The sequence below is a fragment of the Puia sp. P3 genome, assembly GCF_050632245.1.
In the GTDB taxonomy this organism is placed as follows: domain Bacteria; phylum Bacteroidota; class Bacteroidia; order Chitinophagales; family Chitinophagaceae; genus Puia.
In genome coordinates this window covers 5,233,891-5,250,257 of record NZ_CP192583.1, presented here as the reverse complement: position 1 = coordinate 5,250,257, position 16,367 = coordinate 5,233,891, and the positions used below count along the sequence as shown (strand labels likewise).

26 protein-coding genes are annotated in these 16,367 nt (G+C 54.4%); 21 read left to right on the top strand and 5 right to left on the bottom strand.

Annotated elements, in window-relative coordinates; all coding sequences use genetic code 11:
• Position 1: 1 nt before the first annotated feature.
• The 8 genes from ACQ86N_RS32935 (at position 2) to ACQ86N_RS32900 (ending at position 5,502) form a co-directional block, all read left to right on the top strand.
• Positions 2 to 901, top strand: coding sequence for a DUF5777 family beta-barrel protein (locus ACQ86N_RS32935; protein ID WP_431210738.1), 900 nt, complete (start codon positions 2 to 4; stop codon positions 899 to 901).
• Between the two features lie 54 nt (positions 902 to 955).
• A complete protein-coding gene (locus ACQ86N_RS32930) occupies positions 956 to 2,443 on the top strand; it encodes an oligosaccharide flippase family protein (RefSeq protein ID WP_431210737.1) in 1,488 nt (495 codons plus the stop codon).
• Between the two features lie 11 nt (positions 2,444 to 2,454).
• Positions 2,455 to 2,703 (top strand): hypothetical protein, encoded by a 249-nt coding sequence (locus ACQ86N_RS32925; protein WP_431210736.1) that lies wholly within the window; start codon positions 2,455 to 2,457, stop codon positions 2,701 to 2,703.
• Positions 2,700 to 3,497, top strand: a complete 798-nt coding sequence (locus ACQ86N_RS32920) for a hypothetical protein (RefSeq protein WP_431210735.1) — start codon at positions 2,700 to 2,702, stop codon at positions 3,495 to 3,497. The genes ACQ86N_RS32925 and ACQ86N_RS32920 overlap by 4 nt, the downstream gene beginning before the upstream one ends.
• A 9-nt stretch (positions 3,498 to 3,506) precedes the next feature.
• The gene (locus ACQ86N_RS32915; protein ID WP_431210734.1) at positions 3,507 to 4,064 is read left to right on the top strand and encodes a glycosyltransferase family 2 protein; all 558 of its coding nucleotides are present in this window, start codon (positions 3,507 to 3,509) and stop codon (positions 4,062 to 4,064) included.
• 79 nt (positions 4,065 to 4,143) lie between these two features.
• Positions 4,144 to 4,464 carry a hypothetical protein gene (locus ACQ86N_RS32910; RefSeq protein WP_431210733.1) on the top strand — a complete coding sequence of 107 codons (321 nt, stop codon included), beginning with the start codon at positions 4,144 to 4,146 and terminating at the stop codon, positions 4,462 to 4,464.
• On the top strand, positions 4,457 to 5,224 hold the full coding sequence (locus ACQ86N_RS32905) for a glycosyltransferase (RefSeq protein WP_431210732.1): 768 nt from the start codon (positions 4,457 to 4,459) through the stop codon (positions 5,222 to 5,224). Before ACQ86N_RS32910 ends, ACQ86N_RS32905 begins: the two co-directional genes overlap by 8 nt.
• The gene (locus ACQ86N_RS32900; RefSeq protein ID WP_431210731.1) at positions 5,191 to 5,502 is read left to right on the top strand and encodes a glycosyltransferase; all 312 of its coding nucleotides are present in this window, start codon (positions 5,191 to 5,193) and stop codon (positions 5,500 to 5,502) included. Before ACQ86N_RS32905 ends, ACQ86N_RS32900 begins: the two co-directional genes overlap by 34 nt.
• Before the next feature lie 187 nt (positions 5,503 to 5,689).
• Here ACQ86N_RS32900 and ACQ86N_RS32895 read toward each other — a convergent pair whose 3' ends face one another.
• Positions 5,690 to 6,670, bottom strand: a complete 981-nt coding sequence (locus tag ACQ86N_RS32895; protein WP_431210730.1) for a glycosyltransferase family 4 protein — start codon at positions 6,668 to 6,670, stop codon at positions 5,690 to 5,692.
• Between the two features lie 36 nt (positions 6,671 to 6,706).
• Positions 6,707 to 7,525 carry a GNAT family N-acetyltransferase gene (locus tag ACQ86N_RS32890; protein WP_431210729.1) on the bottom strand — a complete coding sequence of 273 codons (819 nt, stop codon included), beginning with the start codon at positions 7,523 to 7,525 and terminating at the stop codon, positions 6,707 to 6,709.
• Positions 7,526 to 7,668: 143 nt separating this feature from the next.
• Here ACQ86N_RS32890 and ACQ86N_RS32885 point away from each other — a divergent pair, with 143 nt between their 5' ends.
• Complete coding sequence (locus tag ACQ86N_RS32885; RefSeq protein ID WP_431210728.1) at positions 7,669 to 7,893, top strand: hypothetical protein; 225 nt, start codon at positions 7,669 to 7,671, stop codon at positions 7,891 to 7,893.
• Positions 7,894 to 7,954: 61 nt separating this feature from the next.
• On the opposite strand, the gene ACQ86N_RS32880 is transcribed toward ACQ86N_RS32885, so the two are convergent.
• Positions 7,955 to 8,593 (bottom strand): polysaccharide deacetylase family protein, encoded by a 639-nt coding sequence (locus ACQ86N_RS32880; protein WP_431210727.1) that lies wholly within the window; start codon positions 8,591 to 8,593, stop codon positions 7,955 to 7,957.
• A gap of 43 nt (positions 8,594 to 8,636) precedes the next feature.
• Between ACQ86N_RS32880 and ACQ86N_RS32875 the strand changes: the two genes are divergently transcribed.
• Positions 8,637 to 9,602 (top strand): hypothetical protein, encoded by a 966-nt coding sequence (locus tag ACQ86N_RS32875; RefSeq protein WP_431210726.1) that lies wholly within the window; start codon positions 8,637 to 8,639, stop codon positions 9,600 to 9,602.
• Here the strand turns inward: ACQ86N_RS32875 and ACQ86N_RS32870 are convergent.
• Positions 9,563 to 10,093 (bottom strand): amidohydrolase family protein, encoded by a 531-nt coding sequence (locus ACQ86N_RS32870; RefSeq protein WP_431217695.1) that lies wholly within the window; start codon positions 10,091 to 10,093, stop codon positions 9,563 to 9,565. The genes ACQ86N_RS32875 and ACQ86N_RS32870 overlap by 40 nt on opposite strands.
• Positions 10,094 to 10,197: 104 nt before the next feature.
• On the opposite strand from ACQ86N_RS32870, the gene ACQ86N_RS32865 reads away from it, so the two are divergent.
• The gene (locus ACQ86N_RS32865; RefSeq protein WP_431218017.1) at positions 10,198 to 10,548 is read left to right on the top strand and encodes a hypothetical protein; all 351 of its coding nucleotides are present in this window, start codon (positions 10,198 to 10,200) and stop codon (positions 10,546 to 10,548) included.
• Between the two features lie 102 nt (positions 10,549 to 10,650).
• On the opposite strand, the gene ACQ86N_RS32860 is transcribed toward ACQ86N_RS32865, so the two are convergent.
• Complete coding sequence (locus tag ACQ86N_RS32860) at positions 10,651 to 11,277, bottom strand: class I SAM-dependent methyltransferase (RefSeq protein ID WP_431210725.1); 627 nt, start codon at positions 11,275 to 11,277, stop codon at positions 10,651 to 10,653.
• 182 nt (positions 11,278 to 11,459) lie between these two features.
• Between ACQ86N_RS32860 and ACQ86N_RS32855 the strand changes: the two genes are divergently transcribed.
• From ACQ86N_RS32855 to ACQ86N_RS32810, 10 genes are all read left to right on the top strand, one after another.
• The gene (locus ACQ86N_RS32855) at positions 11,460 to 11,837 is read left to right on the top strand and encodes a hypothetical protein (protein WP_431210724.1); all 378 of its coding nucleotides are present in this window, start codon (positions 11,460 to 11,462) and stop codon (positions 11,835 to 11,837) included.
• The gene (locus ACQ86N_RS32850) at positions 11,789 to 12,322 is read left to right on the top strand and encodes a B12-binding domain-containing radical SAM protein (protein ID WP_431210723.1); all 534 of its coding nucleotides are present in this window, start codon (positions 11,789 to 11,791) and stop codon (positions 12,320 to 12,322) included. Before ACQ86N_RS32855 ends, ACQ86N_RS32850 begins: the two co-directional genes overlap by 49 nt.
• Complete coding sequence (locus ACQ86N_RS32845) at positions 12,265 to 12,957, top strand: radical SAM protein (RefSeq protein WP_431210722.1); 693 nt, start codon at positions 12,265 to 12,267, stop codon at positions 12,955 to 12,957. The genes ACQ86N_RS32850 and ACQ86N_RS32845 overlap by 58 nt, the downstream gene beginning before the upstream one ends.
• A gap of 78 nt (positions 12,958 to 13,035) precedes the next feature.
• Positions 13,036 to 13,356, top strand: coding sequence for a hypothetical protein (locus ACQ86N_RS32840; protein ID WP_431210721.1), 321 nt, complete (start codon positions 13,036 to 13,038; stop codon positions 13,354 to 13,356).
• Between the two features lie 5 nt (positions 13,357 to 13,361).
• Positions 13,362 to 13,577, top strand: coding sequence for a methyltransferase domain-containing protein (locus ACQ86N_RS32835; protein WP_431210720.1), 216 nt, complete (start codon positions 13,362 to 13,364; stop codon positions 13,575 to 13,577).
• Positions 13,574 to 13,801: a hypothetical protein gene (locus tag ACQ86N_RS32830; protein ID WP_431210719.1), complete on the top strand. Its 228-nt coding sequence runs from the start codon at positions 13,574 to 13,576 to the stop codon at positions 13,799 to 13,801. Before ACQ86N_RS32835 ends, ACQ86N_RS32830 begins: the two co-directional genes overlap by 4 nt.
• A 26-nt stretch (positions 13,802 to 13,827) precedes the next feature.
• Complete coding sequence (locus ACQ86N_RS32825; protein ID WP_431210718.1) at positions 13,828 to 14,466, top strand: radical SAM protein; 639 nt, start codon at positions 13,828 to 13,830, stop codon at positions 14,464 to 14,466.
• 11 nt (positions 14,467 to 14,477) lie between these two features.
• On the top strand, positions 14,478 to 14,882 hold the full coding sequence (locus ACQ86N_RS32820; protein WP_431210717.1) for an SPASM domain-containing protein: 405 nt from the start codon (positions 14,478 to 14,480) through the stop codon (positions 14,880 to 14,882).
• Between the two features lie 4 nt (positions 14,883 to 14,886).
• The gene (locus ACQ86N_RS32815; protein ID WP_431210716.1) at positions 14,887 to 15,243 is read left to right on the top strand and encodes a hypothetical protein; all 357 of its coding nucleotides are present in this window, start codon (positions 14,887 to 14,889) and stop codon (positions 15,241 to 15,243) included.
• Positions 15,183 to 16,364 carry a hypothetical protein gene (locus ACQ86N_RS32810; RefSeq protein ID WP_431210715.1) on the top strand — a complete coding sequence of 394 codons (1,182 nt, stop codon included), beginning with the start codon at positions 15,183 to 15,185 and terminating at the stop codon, positions 16,362 to 16,364. The genes ACQ86N_RS32815 and ACQ86N_RS32810 overlap by 61 nt, the downstream gene beginning before the upstream one ends.
• The last annotated feature ends 3 nt before the right edge of the window (positions 16,365 to 16,367 follow it).

Sequence of the window (16,367 nt, the reverse complement as noted above, 5' to 3'; positions counted from 1 at the left end):
TATGTCTATCAAACGAGTCCTTTTTATTATACTGTCGTTGTTCTCGGTGGGGCGGATATCGGCGCAGGACAGCTCGCTGCTGAAATCCCTGAACGATTCCATGGATGCGAATAAGAACAGGGGTTATGTCACAGGGACATTCAAGGCGACGCATCTCATCAACGAGCAGACGATGGAGTCTCCGGCGAAAAACAATCTGAATTTTGTCATCCAGCACCGGTTTGGCCAGCTGAACAGCGGGTCCTATAATTTTTTCGGCCTCGACAATGCCACGTTGCGGCTGGGACTGGAATACGGTATCACCGATGACCTCGAGGCGGGTATCGGCCGTAGTTCGTATCTGAAGACCTTTGACGGATTTTTGAAATACAAGCTGCTGAAGCAGGGTGATGGCGGCGGAATGCCGGTGTCTGTCAGCATTCTTGGAACGGTGACCGACTATACTCAGGATATGTCGAACAAGCCCTACCTGAATACCAGGTACAGGACGGCTTATGCCGGGCAGCTGCTGATAGCGCGGAAGATCACGCGGAACCTGTCTCTGCAGGTGACGCCTGCTTTTATCCACTACAACCTGGTCCCGACCGTGGCGGACAAGAATGATCTGTTTGCGATCGGTCTCGGAGGCCGGTATAAGTTCACCCGCAGGATGAGTATCGACGCCGAATATAATATCCTGCCTTCGAATCAGGTGGTGTCGACGACCGTGCATAATTCCTTTTCTCTCGGATGGGATATCGAGACCGGCGGACACGTATTCCAGCTGGTGTTCAGCAATTCTCAGAGCATGGTACCGACGCAGTATCTCGCACAGACGCCCGGGACCTGGGGTAAGGGAGATATCTATTTTGGTTTCAACATATCGAGAAATTTCAACCTGAATAAGAACAGAAAGAAATAGAGAATGAGGGGTGATGATGGTATAGGTCCCCGGCGATGGATGCGTAACATATCGTTGAATACCCTACAGGTGCTTGCTGGTCAGGTCCTGGGGGTATTTATCTTCCTGTTGCTGTCCCGCTACCTGGACAAGGACAGCTATGGTCAGCTGAACTGGGCGCTTGCGGTGCTGACGACGGCGACTGCGGTGCTTAGTATGCGGCTGGAGCAAGTAGTGGTGCGGGATGTGGCTGCGGGCAGGAACGCGTCGTCGCTGGCCGGGCTTTTTCTTTTACATACGATCGGAGCGTCTGCCGTGTTGTTGCTGTTGCTTCTGGTTTTCCGGGCGCAGCCTTTGTTGTGGTGGTTGTCGTTCAGTCAGCTATTGCTGATGATGGCGCTTCCTTTTCGTCAGGTGGTGACGGGCAGGTCGGCTTTTGGCTGGCTGGTCGTGGTGGGGTCTGTTTCCAATTTGGTTCGCTGTGTGGGGGTGTTTGGGCTGGTGGTGTTCTCGGCGGTGAGTCTGAGGACGGTGGTAGTATTGTTTACTGTTTCCGCTGTCGTGGAATGGGTTGTGGGGTATTGGGTGGTCGTATACCGGCTGGAGGTGCCTGTAAGGTGGGGGCGGTGGAACGAATACCGGCAGTTGATCGTCGATTCGCTGCCGCAGTTGGGAATGGTGGTATTGACTTCGGGCATGGCGAGGGTGGACTGGATACTGATGGGGCTGTTCTCCGGCTCTGCCGCTACGGCAGAGTATAGTTTCGCGTACCGCGCCTATGAGTTCTCGCCGCTGCCGCTGCTGGTGCTTGCGCCGCTGTTGCTGAACGATCTTTCGAGGGGAGACAGGACGAGGCTGCCGTGGTTCAGGCGGGTCTATCTGATTGCGGGGATATTGCTGCCGCTGGCGGGGATATTGATTTGGTCACCGATGATGGGCTGGCTTACGGAGGGGAAGTATGGGAGGTCGGACTGGTGGATTTTCGCGGTTTTGTCCTGTTCCGTGCCGTTCCAGTATTTCGTCAATCTCTATTGGACGGAGGAGTTCGCGGCGAACCGGCTGGGGCGTATTCTTGGGATTACGGCTGTGACGGCGTTGTTTGTGGTTGTCGGAGATCTGGTGGCGATTCCCGAATGGGGTGGAGTGGGGGCTGCGGTAGTCTGGACGGGCGGAATGATCTTACAATGGGCGGGATACAGGTGGGGAAGGAATTTACTCAGTATTGACTGGTTTCTGCTGGTTTTTCTGGTGTTGATGGTCAATGTGAAGTTGTATATCAAGATCGTTGCGATCCTGATGCTATTGATCGTATACGGGAAGAGGCTGATTTCGAAGGAGGTCTTCCGGCAGCGGTATATCGTGTTTTATATCGGCATGTTATCGCTGGCGGTGGTGAATCTTCTGTTCTCTTTTCAGTCGTTGTCGCTGCCTGCGGTATTTGCTTTTGGGATGGGGGCGTGTTACTGGCTGCTCGCGCTGCTGGCGGCCGTGATCATTTATTGGTTCGTTCAGCAAATGGAGCCGCGGCGGCTGCACCGGACGCTGGAGGTCTTTTTCTGCTGAACAGCGTCTGTATGCTGGCTAGTTTTGTCGTCATCTGCTGCCGGGCCGGAGTGATCAACCCCTATACTTATGAGGGAGAGCACCGGCGGTATTTTATCAACACCGGAGATATGATCACGGGTATTGGTCTGGACGGATCGGTGGCTACGGCGATGATCGGCGCCTTTGGGATGCTGTATTTTTTTACCGGAATAAGTGGCCGGCTTCGCTGTTCTGTCTTGCGACCCTGTTGCTGGCGGGCAGCAATTTTGTGGATATGATGCTGATCGCGGTGCTGCTGTTCGTGTTCGTAATTCGCAGCAGCCGGCTTCAAAAGAGCAGGATCATCGTCTCCTTTCTTCTAATGGCGGTGTTTTGGGCGAAGGTCTCGCCGCAGAACGGGATCTATGTGCAGGAGGTCATGAAGCGGGTCGACAAGGAAAATATATACCACCCGCCGGTACCGATACCCAACGCGAAGGACCATGAATTTGTCGAGCGGAAGGATGTGGTAAAGAAAGAGGGGGCGATGCGTTCGTTCAGGGATGCCTATTATCCGCAGGGGATGGAGGATAGTTTCAAATTAAGGTATAAGAACTATAACCGGAGCGGGCGGTGGGTGGCTATGCAGGAGATGGCGCGTTTTTTCTCGGAGCATCCGATGCGGCTGCCGCTGGGGGTTGGGATGGGACGATTCTCGTCGCGTCTGGCTTATAAGACGGCTGCGCTGGGGATCGATGGCGGGTATCCGGTGGGGAAGCGGTTTATTGATCCCTTTTTTCGGGATAACTATCTTTTTCTCTACTTGTATTACCACAGCAAGGACGAGGGGCAGCATAGTATTGTGAACAAGGCGGATTCGGTGTATGGCCAGTTGCTGAGTGAGTATGGGCTGGTGGGGTTGTTGTTTTTTGTGGTACTGTATGCTGCGTTCTTTTTCCGGAACGTGCGTGGGTTGGGCTACGGGTTACCGGTGCTGCTGCTGATGGGGATGGCCTTTTTTACGGAGTACTGGTTCGAGGAGTTGTCGATCGTCATTTTGTTCGAGCTATTATTGCTATCAGATAAAAGCTAACCTATTGCGATGAATCCCAGGGTCACAGTCCTGATGCCCGCCTTTAATGCGGGAAAATACATAGCGGAAGCGGTGCAGTCTGTGCTGGATCAGACGTATACCGACTTTGAGCTATTGGTTGTAGACGACGGGTCGTCCGATGATACTGTCGCGGTGCTGGAGCGATTTGCCGATGCGAGAATCAGGCTGGTAAGGCAGGAGAGGAATGGCATTTCGCCGGCGTTGAACAGGGGGTTGGGGATGGCGCTGGGTGAGTTCATATGCAGATTCGATGCGGATGATGTCTGTTTTCCACAGCGGCTGCAGCTGCAGGTAGCTTTTTTGGATGCGCATCCGGGGCATCTGGTTGTGGGGAGTGACGCCGAATATATTTCGGAGGACGGGGAGCATCTTTTTCATTTTCGGTGTGCGGGGCACAGTCATGAGGAGATCGTCGGGGGCATCTACCGGCACTGTCCCTTTATACATTCGGCGGTAATGTACAGGAAGGAGGCTATTCTGATGGCGGGGGCTATTCGCTGCTGGCGCATACTTTCGAAGACTATTTATTGTGGATACAACTTGTGACGATGGGGAAGTGCGGTAATCTTGGAGAGGCGCTGATCAGGGTGCGGATCAATCCCGCCAGTGCGACTATCGATGAGCGTTGGAGGGGAGGAGGTTCAACGGACTGAAGCGGCAGGTGATCCACCGGGGGGTAATCACGGAGAAGGAGTCGGAGGAGCTGCTGGAGATCATAAAGAGCCAGGAGACGAAGAAGATCAAGCAGGGGGCGTATCATGCACTGTGCGGGAAGAAATTCCTGCACGAGAACTATCGTCCGGCGAGGGCCAGGTGGCATGTGACGAGGGCGATCTATGCGCATCCGCTGCGGCTGGATAACTATGCGATGTTTGCGATGAGCTTTCTGCCGCCGGGGTTGATACGATGGTTGTACAGGAAGAAAAAGGAGATAGGATATGAATGATACACTGGTTATTCTGACCCCCGGGTTTCCCGCGGGGGAGGAGGACAGCGCCTGTCTTCCGCCGCAGCAGGTCTTTGTGCGGGCATTGAACCAGGCGTTCCCCCGGCTGAAGGTGGTCATTGTCTCCATCGAATATCCGCACCGGAAGGATCAGTATGAGTGGAATGGAAATACCGTCTATTCTTTGGATGGATGGAGGCATGGGAAGCTGAAGAAGGTGGAGACGCTGGTGAATGTTTGGCGGGTTTTACGGCGTCTGCGTCGTAGGGAACGGTTGGTCGGGCTGCTCAGCTGGTGGTGCGGGCCGTGTGCGCTGGCGGGCAAATATTTTGGCCGGAGGCTGGGTGTCGCTCATTTTACGTGGATACTGGGTCAGGATGCCAGGGCGGGTAACCGTTGGGTGTCGTGGATCCGGCCGGATGGGCAGCAGTTGGTTGCGATGTCGGCCTTTTTGCAGGAGGAGTTCGGACGTAACTATGGGGTCAGGCCCTGGCATGTCGTTCCGAATGGAATCGATCCGGCGCTTTTTGGGTCTTTTGCAGGTCGCCGGGATATCGATGTATTGGGTGTTGGCAATCTGACGAAGTTAAAGCAGTATGATGTATTTATTTCGGTGGTCGATAAGGTGAGCCGACGTGTGCGGGATGTTCGTGGGGTGGTTGTCGGAAAGGGGAGGAGGGGGAGCGGCTGCGGGGCCTTGCCGCGGAGTTGGGAGGAAGGGTGGAATTGGTCGCGGAGTTGGCGCATGGGGAGGTATTGAGGTATATGCAGCGGAGTAAGATATTGTTGCATACATCGGCTTATGAGGGCTTTGGTACGGTGATGATCGAAGCGTTGTATGCGGGGGCGCATGTGGTGAGTTTTGTCGATACGGCTGGGATGGCGGTGAAGAACTGGCATGTGGTGGGGAGTGAGGAGGAGATGGTGGAGGTGGTGGTGGGGTTATTGGGGGACCCGGAGACGGGCTATGAATCAGTTAAGCCGTTTACGATGGAGGATAGCGCGCGCGCGATGATGGGGTTGTTCGAGTATGGATGATGGGACGGGTGGCCATGGATGGACGGGTTGCCGGCCTTGAGAGAGGTGGCGATGGATGGACGGGTGGCCGGCCTAGAGGGATGCGGCAATGTCGTGGATGGTGTTGGCGATGGCTGTGAAAGATAGTTCTTTGTTGAATTGGAGGAGTGTTTTTCCCTTTCTTCGGTGAGGGGTTGGCGGGTGATCTCTAGGAGGGCGTTGGTAAGGGTGGCGGTGTCGCCGGGGGATAGAGGATGCCGCAGGCGCCGTTGCCGGTCATCATGCGGAAGGAGAGGATATCGGTGAGGATGGGAATGCAGCCGCAGGACATGGCTTCGCAAACGGCTACGCCGCTGCCTTCGTAGTGGGAGCCCGAGATGATGTAGTCTGCGGCGTGGAACCAGTCTTCCATTTCTTCGTGTTTTTCTCCGATGAGGACGATTTTTTCTTTTCCGCCCGGGTTGGAGTTGAGGAGGTTTTCGATCTCAGGCAGGAGGTCGCGGGTGTGGAAGAGCATATAGAGGCGGGCCTGGGGTTGTTGTTGGGAGAATATGAGGAAGGCGTTGATGACGGTTAGGGGATCTTTGTTTTGGTCGAGTCGTCCTACCCAAAGGAAGAGCGGGGCGCCGTCGATGCCGAGTCGGGTGCGTGCGTCGCGGGTATCGCCGATGGAAAAAACGGAGGAAGCCTCCATGACCTGCCGGATCTTTTGGGGCTTGCGGATGATGCGTTGCAGGAGCCAGTCGTCGCCCATTTCTTTGGCGGTGAAGAGGTAGGCGTCGATGGCTGGATCGGCCAGGCGCTGGAGGAATTTTCGGCGGCCGGCGCCGGGTCTTTCGGCGTGGTTCTGGATGATGATCTTCGTATGGCGGGGTAACTGGAGCCGGAGAAGGATGGTTTGAATGGGGAAGATCATTCCCTGTATCAGGACGATGTCCGGGTCGAGCCGGCGGGCGAGACGGTTGAGTCGCCAGGCGGAGGAAAGACGGTTGGTGCCGGTATCAGGGAAGATGTGGCGGACGTTGCCCGCCGTTATGTCTCCCGTATAGTTGATCCGGTCGATGCTGACGACCTTGTCTTTTTGGGCCAGGGCTTCCAGCAGACCGGTATAGCCCCGAATGCGGTGCAGCCAGGCCTTCGGGTCGCTGAATTGTGCTTTACGGGTGTAGGTGATACAGACGAATTGCATAGACTTAGAAGATATCGATGTCGGCAAAATTGAATTTTAGCTGGTGAAGGGGATGCCAGAGCCCAGGTCGTTAAAGAGAACCGGGAAGGAGGTAAAGGGTTGGTATCTTTTGGCAAACTCCAGGTGCAGGGGTGTGCCGGGGCTGGAGTGGAAGAACAGGTTTCTGATGCCAAGCCGGGCTGCAAGCTTTTTGAGATGGTACAGGGTGAGCCCGAGCGGCTGTTCCTGTGTCTGAATGTTGCCGATAGTAAGGTTGTCTCCGAGGCTGATCCATGCTTTGGCTTTGCCAAGACGGATAACATATGTATTGCTGTAGGTTTTGTAGTCGAACCAGGCCTGATCGCGGTAGATGCCGTTGATCGCGGACCCGGAGATCCCTTTTTCGGGAAGCAGGTATTTGCCCAGCACAGCTTTGGAGTAGGTCTTATAGGGGCGTTGCAGAAATGGGATGCGTCTGGTCAGGCCTTCGAGCGGCAGGGTGGAGACCGGTATCCGAAAGCCTTCGAGGTTCCCTGTTGTTGTCCAGCCTATTTTTCCGTTGATTCCCGCGGAATTCTGATTAGGAAATCCAAAAATCAATACTATATGTTCTTTGCGGGCGAGTTCGATGGTCAGTGTACAGAGGCGAACGAAGAGGCCTTTGTTGCGGTGATCGGGGTGGGTCATGGTATCTCCCGACTGGGCCGACAGGAACAATCTGTTGTCGTACTGGATTAAGCAGGGCATTACGCCGTAGTAGGCGGCCGGCGTCCCGTGCTGGTCGTAGGCGAAGTACCCGATAAAGCTGGCGCCGGTATATTCGGTGGCGTATTTTTTGGAAATCCGGGGCTGTGCGGTCGGTACCGTATACGGCAAGATATAGTCGTCGCAGGTCGCCGAGGTTCTCCGGGCTCAGTCTTTCAAACCGATAAATTGGTGTTTCAGAAGGCATAGGTTCCTTTTATTGTTGCGATCATCTGATTTGTGGGGGAAATGTATGGGTTTATAACAAAACGCATTTGCATGTATGGGTCGGTCCTGTCGTCGTCGAAATAGAAGTCGAGAGGGAGCAACTGGTCGAAGCCGATGTCTTTGGCGGCAGCGACGAGTTCCCGGGTGTAGGCGCCGTATGGGAAGGCCAGTGCATTTATTGGCTGGTCTGTGGACTGCTGCAGCCATTGCCGGCTTTTTTGAGCTCGGCAGTTGCTTCGGCTAGCGGCATTTGGGCCAGGTCAGTATGGTAATAGCCGTGGCAGCCGAAGGTGATCAGGGGTGAGGCGGCCATTTCTCTTATCTGCCCGGCGGTTAGCTGTTGCCAGAAATCGTCGTCTGCGGGGTTTTTCGGAAGTCGTAGAAGGCGGCCATTTGCTCCATCAGCTGTGCCTTATTGTCGAAACCACCCTGGCGAAGAATATTGGTGAGTCGCCGACCGTCGCTGACGGAGACGTACTGGGCGTATTTGTTGGTCCGATAGGTGGTGTTCTGAAACTCAAATTCTTTTGGGCCGTGCTTGCTTAAGATAGCAATGGCGTCGTTCCACAGGATGTCGCGTCCGGTGTCCCGGATGCCCGTTACGAAGAATGCGGCAGGCATGGAATATTTGATCAATAACGGGTACGCGTACTTGTAATTATTGGAGTATCCGTCGTCGAAGGTAATGCAGACGTTAAATCGGTCGGAGGACCATTTTCGATTGAAATAGTCGTCAAGCGACAGGACGTTGAAATATCGGTGATAGTATTCCAGGTGTTGCTGAAAGGTATTTTTGGTGACGAAACTGTTGTTGTAGCGGAGGTGCCCTTCTTCGCAAATGCCGTGGTAGACAAGGATCCGGGCGCCCCGGGCTGCAGTGAAGAAACGCAGGTTTCTACCCCAAAGGTTGCCCAGGTCGTTGCTAATATAAAGAAATTTTTTACGGATCTTTTTCAGTAGCATGGCTGGCATATTCCTGATGAAAGTAGTAATTTTAGTGCATCAAGTGTGATGTATGATAAAGAAAATTTTGAATGCGGGGCTGCGTCGTTTGCTGGTAGGACAGACGGATGTGAGGGAATTTTCGACGGTGGGCATCGGCGATACTGTCGGGGAGAAAGTATACCTGCAGGCGGGGAATCTTTTGATCGACGTGACCGTGAATCAGTGGATGCTGGGACTGGAGCCGCTGACCTTCGGGGTGTGGATAGAAGATGCTTCGCAGCGTGCGGCGATGGATCAGGCCAGTCGTTATACTATTTATTTCCGCAGGTCCGTGCCGGAGCGCGGCGAGGCTGCCCGTGGGGCTCTTGCTGTTGCGGAACTGGTGTACTTCGATCGTATCGATGACGAGCGGGGTGTGCTGTTCCTGTTGCAGATCAGCAACAGCCATATTCACCATGTGGATGGGTGGAGGGCGAAAATGATCTACCAGCGATTTTACCGCAAGCCGAATTTGTCTTTCGAGAAGTTGAAAGCGGTGGTGACGGCTTACAGTTATCCGAGAAGGGTAAGGGTGATCTCCTTCCAGGACGGATCTGAGTACAACTATATTTTTCCGATGGATCTGCTGGGGGATATCCGGCAGTCGGGGCGGTATCTGCTGGGGATGCGGCATTCGAATCAGGTGTTGCAGCGGATGGTGGATGTGAAGAAGATCGTTGTCTCTGAGTTTTCGGCGGAGTACAAGCCTGTCATATATAAGCTGGGCAGGAATCACAGTGCGAATCCGCCGTCTCTGGGCGAGCTGCCATTTGGGGTGGTACAGACGCGGGAGTTCGGATTTTTTGTTCCGGAATGGGTGGAAAGTTATAAGGAGGTGAAGGTCCTTCGCATTTTGGATATCGGGAGTCATATGTTGCTGTTTGGAGAGTGGGTGTCGGATGAGGTGCTGAAGCCGGCGACGCCGCGGCTGCACCATATCCATTTCTTTCATTTTCTTCAGCTGAGGAAAAGAGGAGAGGCGTATCCGTTGGTGTAGGACCGAATTTGCTGCATCAGGCCGTTGATGTCGCCGGAGACGTATTTGCCGTTGGGGCCGATCTGGTGGTTACTGGAAGGTATTTTGTTCTTAAGCTCAGGGTCGAAGAGTACGATCTTACCCTGATGGAGGACGAGGACGATGTCGTCGGGGGTGAGGGTGGAAAGGCTTTTGTTATGTGTTATCAGGAGGTCTGCGCGCAGGCCTTTTTCTATTTGTCCCCGGTCGGTGAGGCCCCAGGCGCTGGCGGGGTTGGTGGTGAGCATGGACAGGAGTTCGGGTTCGTCGATGTCCTGGAGGGCCATTCTTATCTGGGCCCAGGCGTCCCATGAGGCGGTGAGGGTACTGTCGGTGCCGAAGAGGATGGTGGTATGGTTTCTTAGCTTGTTGATCGGGGCGGTTTGGTCGAGGAGGAAGTAGTTGGAGGCGGGGCACCAGACGAGGGCTTTGAAGCGTCTGGCTTGTCGTTCGGTCATGGCTACGCCGTGGATGCCTATGAGCCGTTGTTGGAAGATGTTCCAGCGGAGGAGTTGGCTAATTTCCCGGTTAGCGGTTTTGTCGGTGCCTTCGCCAACGTGGAGGACGACTGGCCGGGGTGTTTTTTGGGACGGTTGAGGTGCCAGCGCCAGTTGGGTTCGAAGCCTACGGAGTGGAGGTTGTAGCAGTCCTGAAAGACGGTGATGGGAGAATCGTTGATCGTCAGGTGTTCGCCGTGGTTGACGACGGTGGTGAAGCCGTTGAGCAGGTTCTTGTAGATGCCCCATTGGGTGCGGAGGTTTTGGGGGATTTTCAGGATGGCCTGGATGTCTTCCTTGTTGGTGCTATGGATATCGTTTCCCCATTGGCGGTAGTTGGAGTAGCGGGTGTTGCCGAGGGAGGGGAAGAGGTTGAAATCGAGGTGGTCGTGGGAGTTGATGAGGCCGGGGAGCAGGGAAGGAGCCGTTGAGGTCGAGGGTGGAGGTTTCGGGGGTGCCGGGGGTGAGGGACGCGATCTTTCCGTCCTGAATTTCGAGCGACCAGGGAGCCTTTTTTGCCGGGTAGTTGGAAGTTACTGAGCCACATCGGTTCTGGTTAATTGCATGCCGTAAATGATGGGGACGCCAAGGAAGCGTTCGAAGAGGGCTGTGGCGCCCTGTTTTTCGTACCATGACCGCATGGTGGCGTCGATCCTTCTCTCTATAACGCGAAAAGTTGTCAGGTTGAGCCGGTTGGCGATATCGGTGATCTGGGTGAGGGGGTAGACGTGGTTGCGGATGGCGATGGTCTTTTGGGCCTTGTCGCGGAAGGTCCGTTGTCCGCCGCGGGCGAGGGCGTCGGGGTGGTAGTCGGTGATGATCAGTTGTCCGCCTGGTTTCAGGACGCGGGCCCATTCGGTGAGTGCGGCGGTGATATCGGGGATATGGGCGACGGTCAGGGTGGAGAGCAAGAGGTCGCAGCTGGCCGTGGGCAGCTGGGGCAGGCCGGAATCCTTCAGCAGGTGGGTTTCTGCCTGGGGGTATTTGGCTTTCAGTTGGTGGAGCATGCCTGGGGAGACGTCGAAACCGACCAGGCGGGCGGGTTGTTTTTCGTAGATCTTTCCCCAGTGGCGGCCTGTTCCGCAGCCGATATCGGCTACCGTATTGCCTCCGACGGGGGCGGTGGCGAGCAGTTCGGCGCAGACTTGTTCGTCCAGCATGAGCATCAGATTATCTGGCTGATTATCATACTCTAAGGCCCAAATATCATAAGCGGCCGCGGGGTCGGACTCCGGCAGGCGGCCTGGGCGAAAATACTGTTTGAGCTTGTCGATTAGTAGAGGCATCCTTTGGTATAAAACGGTCGTTTATTGATTTCGGATGCCTAAAGAGTCGACAAAATATGCATAAGATACTATTGTTCAATCCGAGAAGCGCGACGTACAAGTTCCGTGTCCCCAATTCTATTTTACAGATAGCCGCGAGTATCGATGGAATTGCTGAGTGGGTGATCGTCGATGGCAACCGGGAGCGTGATCCTTACGAGAAGATCAGGGCTTTGCTGGAGACGGGGGAGTTCAGGTACGTTGGGTTTACGGTGATGCCCGGCCCGCGGCTGAAGCAGGCCATTCCGTATGCGCGCCGTATCAGGGAGGAGTTTCCGGGGACGGTGATGATCTGGGGGGATATTTTGCTTCCAACCAGTACAAGGTCGTGCTCAATTCGGGCTGTGTGGATTTTGTCATCAACGGTCCCGGCGACAAGGCTTTTCCCACGCTGATAGAGGCGCTGGAGAATGGCCGGCCGTACGAGCTGATCAGGAACCTGATCTATCATAACGGGGAAAAGATCGTGAAGACGGCGAAGGACGACCTGATCGATCAGTCGACTCTGCCGGCGCTGCCCTATGACAAGCTGGACGGGATGTATCCGATGGCCAATTATCTGGGGAAGACCTATCTGGGGAACAGGACGCTGGCGTATCATTCGAGCATTGGCTGTCCTTTCACGTGTAGTTTTTGTGCGGTTGTACCTATCTATGAGGCGAGGTGGAAGGCCAAGCCGGCGGATCAGGTATATATGGATATCCGTTATATTAAAGAGAAATGGGGGGCTGATTCGATCGAGTTCCACGACAATAATTTCTTTGTTTCGGAGAAGCGGACGGTGGAGTTCTCCAACCTGATAAAAAAAGACGGGATGGTTTGGTGGGGGAAGGCCGGATCGATACCATCAATAAATACAAGGACGAGACGCTGGCGCTGATGCGTGAGTCCGGCTGTAAAATGATCTTTTTTGGCGCGGAAACGGGGAATGACGAGGTACTGAAGCAGATGGACAAGGGGGGAACGCAGTCGGGGCAGCAGATCAGGGAATTTGCGGCCAGGATGAAGAAGTTCGATATCATACCCGAGTATTCGTTCGTGCTGGGGATGCCTGGCGAGACGCCTGAGAAGGTGATGCGGTATATCGATCAGGATATCGCCTTCATCAAGGAGATAAAGGAGATCAATCCGAGTACGGAGATCGTGATCTATACCTATAGTCCGGTGCCGACGGAGGGGTCGGAGCTTTTCAGGAAGAGTCAGGAGAGCGGGTTCAGGTTTCCCGAGACGCTGGAGGACTGGATCAGCCCGCACTGGGAGAATTTCGATCTGAGGAAGAATCCTTTAACGCCGTGGCTGACGCCGGAAATGATCGACAAAATACGGAATTTCGAAACGGTGCTGAACGGGTACTACCCGACGGTATCGGATATACGGCTCAATGGATTGAAAAGGAAGCTGATGCACTGGGTTTCGGGGCTGCGGTACCGGACCAGCCTTTATAAGTATCCCTATGAGATCAAGCTGATGCACCGGCTGTGGAATTACAGACAGCCTGAGATTCAAGGCTTTTAAGAATGGGCTGGCATCCTTTAACCAAAAAATCGCGTTTGTAATGATGAACCACCCGATAAACCGCATAATATATAAGAAATGTACCTTCCTGATTCTTCTATACTAACCAATATTGAGGTACAGGGTCATCCGCGCCTTAAGGAAATCCTTTTCGAGAAGAAATATATTCTTATCCGTACCCTGGAAAACCGACTTTACACGGATGACGAGCTGGCGAAGCTGCCGGAGATCTCTGCGACGCATACACATCACAAGGAATGGCAGATCCGGAAGAACTCCTGTCAGCGCCTTGTCCGGTATCTTTCTACCCGGAGGCGTTCGCCGGAGATCCTGGAGATCGGTTGCGGGAATGGCTGGCTGAGCCATCTGGCTGGCGCAGATACCAGTGGACGAAGGTGACGGGGATGGACATTAATTTTACGGAGCTGCAGCAGGCGGCGAGGGTGTTTAGTAATGATCCCAACCTCAGATTTATTCACGGGGATATCGATTCGGGGTCATTGGGGGAGCGGCAGTTCGACTGTATCGTTTTTGCTGCTTCGATCCAGTATTTCCCTTCGCTGAAGAAGGTATTGTTCAAGACGCTATCCTGTCTGAAGGCGGGGGTGAGATCCACGTGATGGACACGCCATTCTACAAGCCGGAGAATCTGGAGCGGGCCAAAAGGCAGAGCATCGCTTATTATACGTCGTTTGGCTATCCCGAGATGGCCGACTATTATTTTCATCATTCGATAGAGGATCTTCGTCCTTTCCATCATGTGCTGCTGCACAACCCCCATTCCGTTAGGAGCCGTCTTTTGGGCTTGAAGAGCCCTTTCCCGTGGATCAGGATCATGAATTGATATTTGGGAGCACATGAATTGATACTATGGCCAGTACTTCTTTGATACATACTTTTCAACGGTACCGGACGCTGAAGACCGACAGGATCAGCGCGTTGCCGATCGTCATACTTATGCCGCACAGCGCCTGCAACTGCAAGTGTGTGATGTGCGATATCTGGAAGGGGAACAATCATCTCCGCCAGTTGAGGGAGGAGGATGTGGAGCGGCTGTTGTCGACGTTGGGGCGGCTGGGGACGCAGCAGGTGCTGATGTCGGGCGGTGAGGCGTTGCTGAATGCCAATTTCTTCCGGCTTTGCGAGTTGCTGAAGTCTTCGGGGATCCGGGTGACGTTGTTATCGACGGGGCTGCTGCTTGCGCGGCACCGGGACAACCTGCTGTCGCTGGTGGACGATATCATCGTATCGCTGGACGGGGATCGCCTGCTGCATGATCAGATAAGGAATATTCCCGGGGCGTTTCAGAAGCTGAGGGACGGGGTCCGGTTCGATCCATGCGAGGAGGGCGGACTACCGGATAACCTGCCGGACGGTGATCCACAGGCTGAATTTCAGGCGGTGGCCGGAGATCATCCGGGCAGCGGTGGATATGGGGCTTCAGCAGATAAGTTTCTTGCCGGCGGATGTGACGAGCGAGGCATTCAACCGCAGCAGTCCGTGGGATGAGCCGAGGCAGTATGAGATATTGCCTTCCCGGGAAGAATTGCCTGAAGCTGGAGGCGATGATCCGGACAGTGATAAGGGAGTTCGGGCCGCTGTTCGAGAATGGCTATATCGCGGAGTCGCCGGCCAGGCTGGCGAAGATCGGGGAATACTACCGGGCGTCGCACGGGCTTTGCGCTTATCCGTATAAGAAGTGCAATGCGCCATGGGTGTCGACGGTGATCGAGGCGGACGGGACGGTAAGGCCTTGTTTTTTCCTGCCGGCGATGGGGAATATTCACGAGCAGCCGTTGGCGGAGATACTAAATTCGCCGTCTGCGGTCGCTTTCCGGAAGTCGCTGGATATGGACAAGAATGAGACCTGTATCCGGTGTGTCTGTTATCTGAATCTTCAACCGCGTAATAATTTGAATGGATAGGCCTTTGTCTTATGTTGTCGTGCTCCCGCTGCTGGCCGCGTATCTGCTGCTGGCGGCGCTGGGTTTGCACTACCATGAGCTATGGCTGGATGAGTCGCAGCATTTTTTGATCGGGAGGGACAGTGATTCGCTGGGGGCGTTGTATTATAATATGCGCTATGACGGGCATCCGCGGCTGTGGAATTTTATGATCTTTTTTGTAACGCATTTTATTACCCGCAGCTATGTCGGGATGCAGGTGATGCATCTGGTGATCGCGGGGCTTAGCGCTTTTCTTTGCTTCGTTTTGCGCCGTTCGGCATGTGGGTCAAGATACTTATCCTGTCGGGTTATTATTTTTTATTCGAATTCTCTGTGCTGAGCAGGAACTATGCGCTGGGCATCTTTTTGCTGTTCCTGGTCTGTGTGCTGCTGCGGGAGCAGCGGAGGCGGCTGATCGGGATCGGGCTGGTGCTGGTGTTGTTATGCAATGCCCATCTGTTCTTTGCGTTTGCGGCGATGGGGGTATTTACCTATCTGGCGATGGAGTATCGGGGGGAGTGGATTTCCTGGCGTTTTGGCGTGTTCACGCTGCTGTTCGTTCTCGGTCTGGTCAGTGTCGTTGTCCAGACGCGAACTCCTTCAGAGGAAAGCTTTCATCATGTATATCCGGCGGAGTGGTTGTCGGGGAAGAACCTGTCGTTTGCGGCGTTGGCCGTGGTTCGCGGCTGGCTGCCGGTGCCCCGTGTCAGGGAGTTGATGGAGGGGCATTTCTGGAACAGTTATCTGTTCAGCCCGCAGCGTGTGCCGCCGGTGTTTCAGGTGCTATTGCTGGGGTTGTTGCTTTTGCTTCCGGGGATAATATTGAGGAAGGATAGGAAGGCGATGGTGTTTTATTATGTATGTGTGTTCTGGATATGGGCATTTTTTATCGTGACGCAGCAGGTGGCGACGCGGTATTTTGGGATGGTATATGTCTATTTTCTCGCGGCGTGGTGGATGGCGGGAGGAGGTTTTGAAGGGGTGCCGCAGCCGGTGAGGCTTGCTCTGTATGGGATATTGTTTGTACAGGTAGCAGTTGGACTGATCGCGTATGAGCAGGATATCGTCCGGCCTTTTTCGTCGTCGAAGGATGTGGCGGATTTTCTTCGGGAGAGGGGGTTGGACAGGCAGCTGGTGCTTGTGGACGGGTACAACGGGGTGCCGATGGTGAGCGCATATCTTGGGCGGCGGCTATATTGTACAACGGCGGATATGGAGGGCAGCTACGTCGTGTGGAAGACCAGTTACTGGCCGCGGCCGAGGCCGAAGATCGGCGAGGAGATCGCGCGTTCGTCCTATTTGCAGGGGCTTGGGAATTATGTCCTGGTGTCGAATATGCCGCTGGATACGGGGAGGATAGTTGTCGGGAGCAAGTCGTGGACGCTGGATGGTCTGGCGTCGTTCACGAACAGTGTTATAAAGGAGCATTATTTCATTTATCAATCAACGGCAAACCAGTGAGTC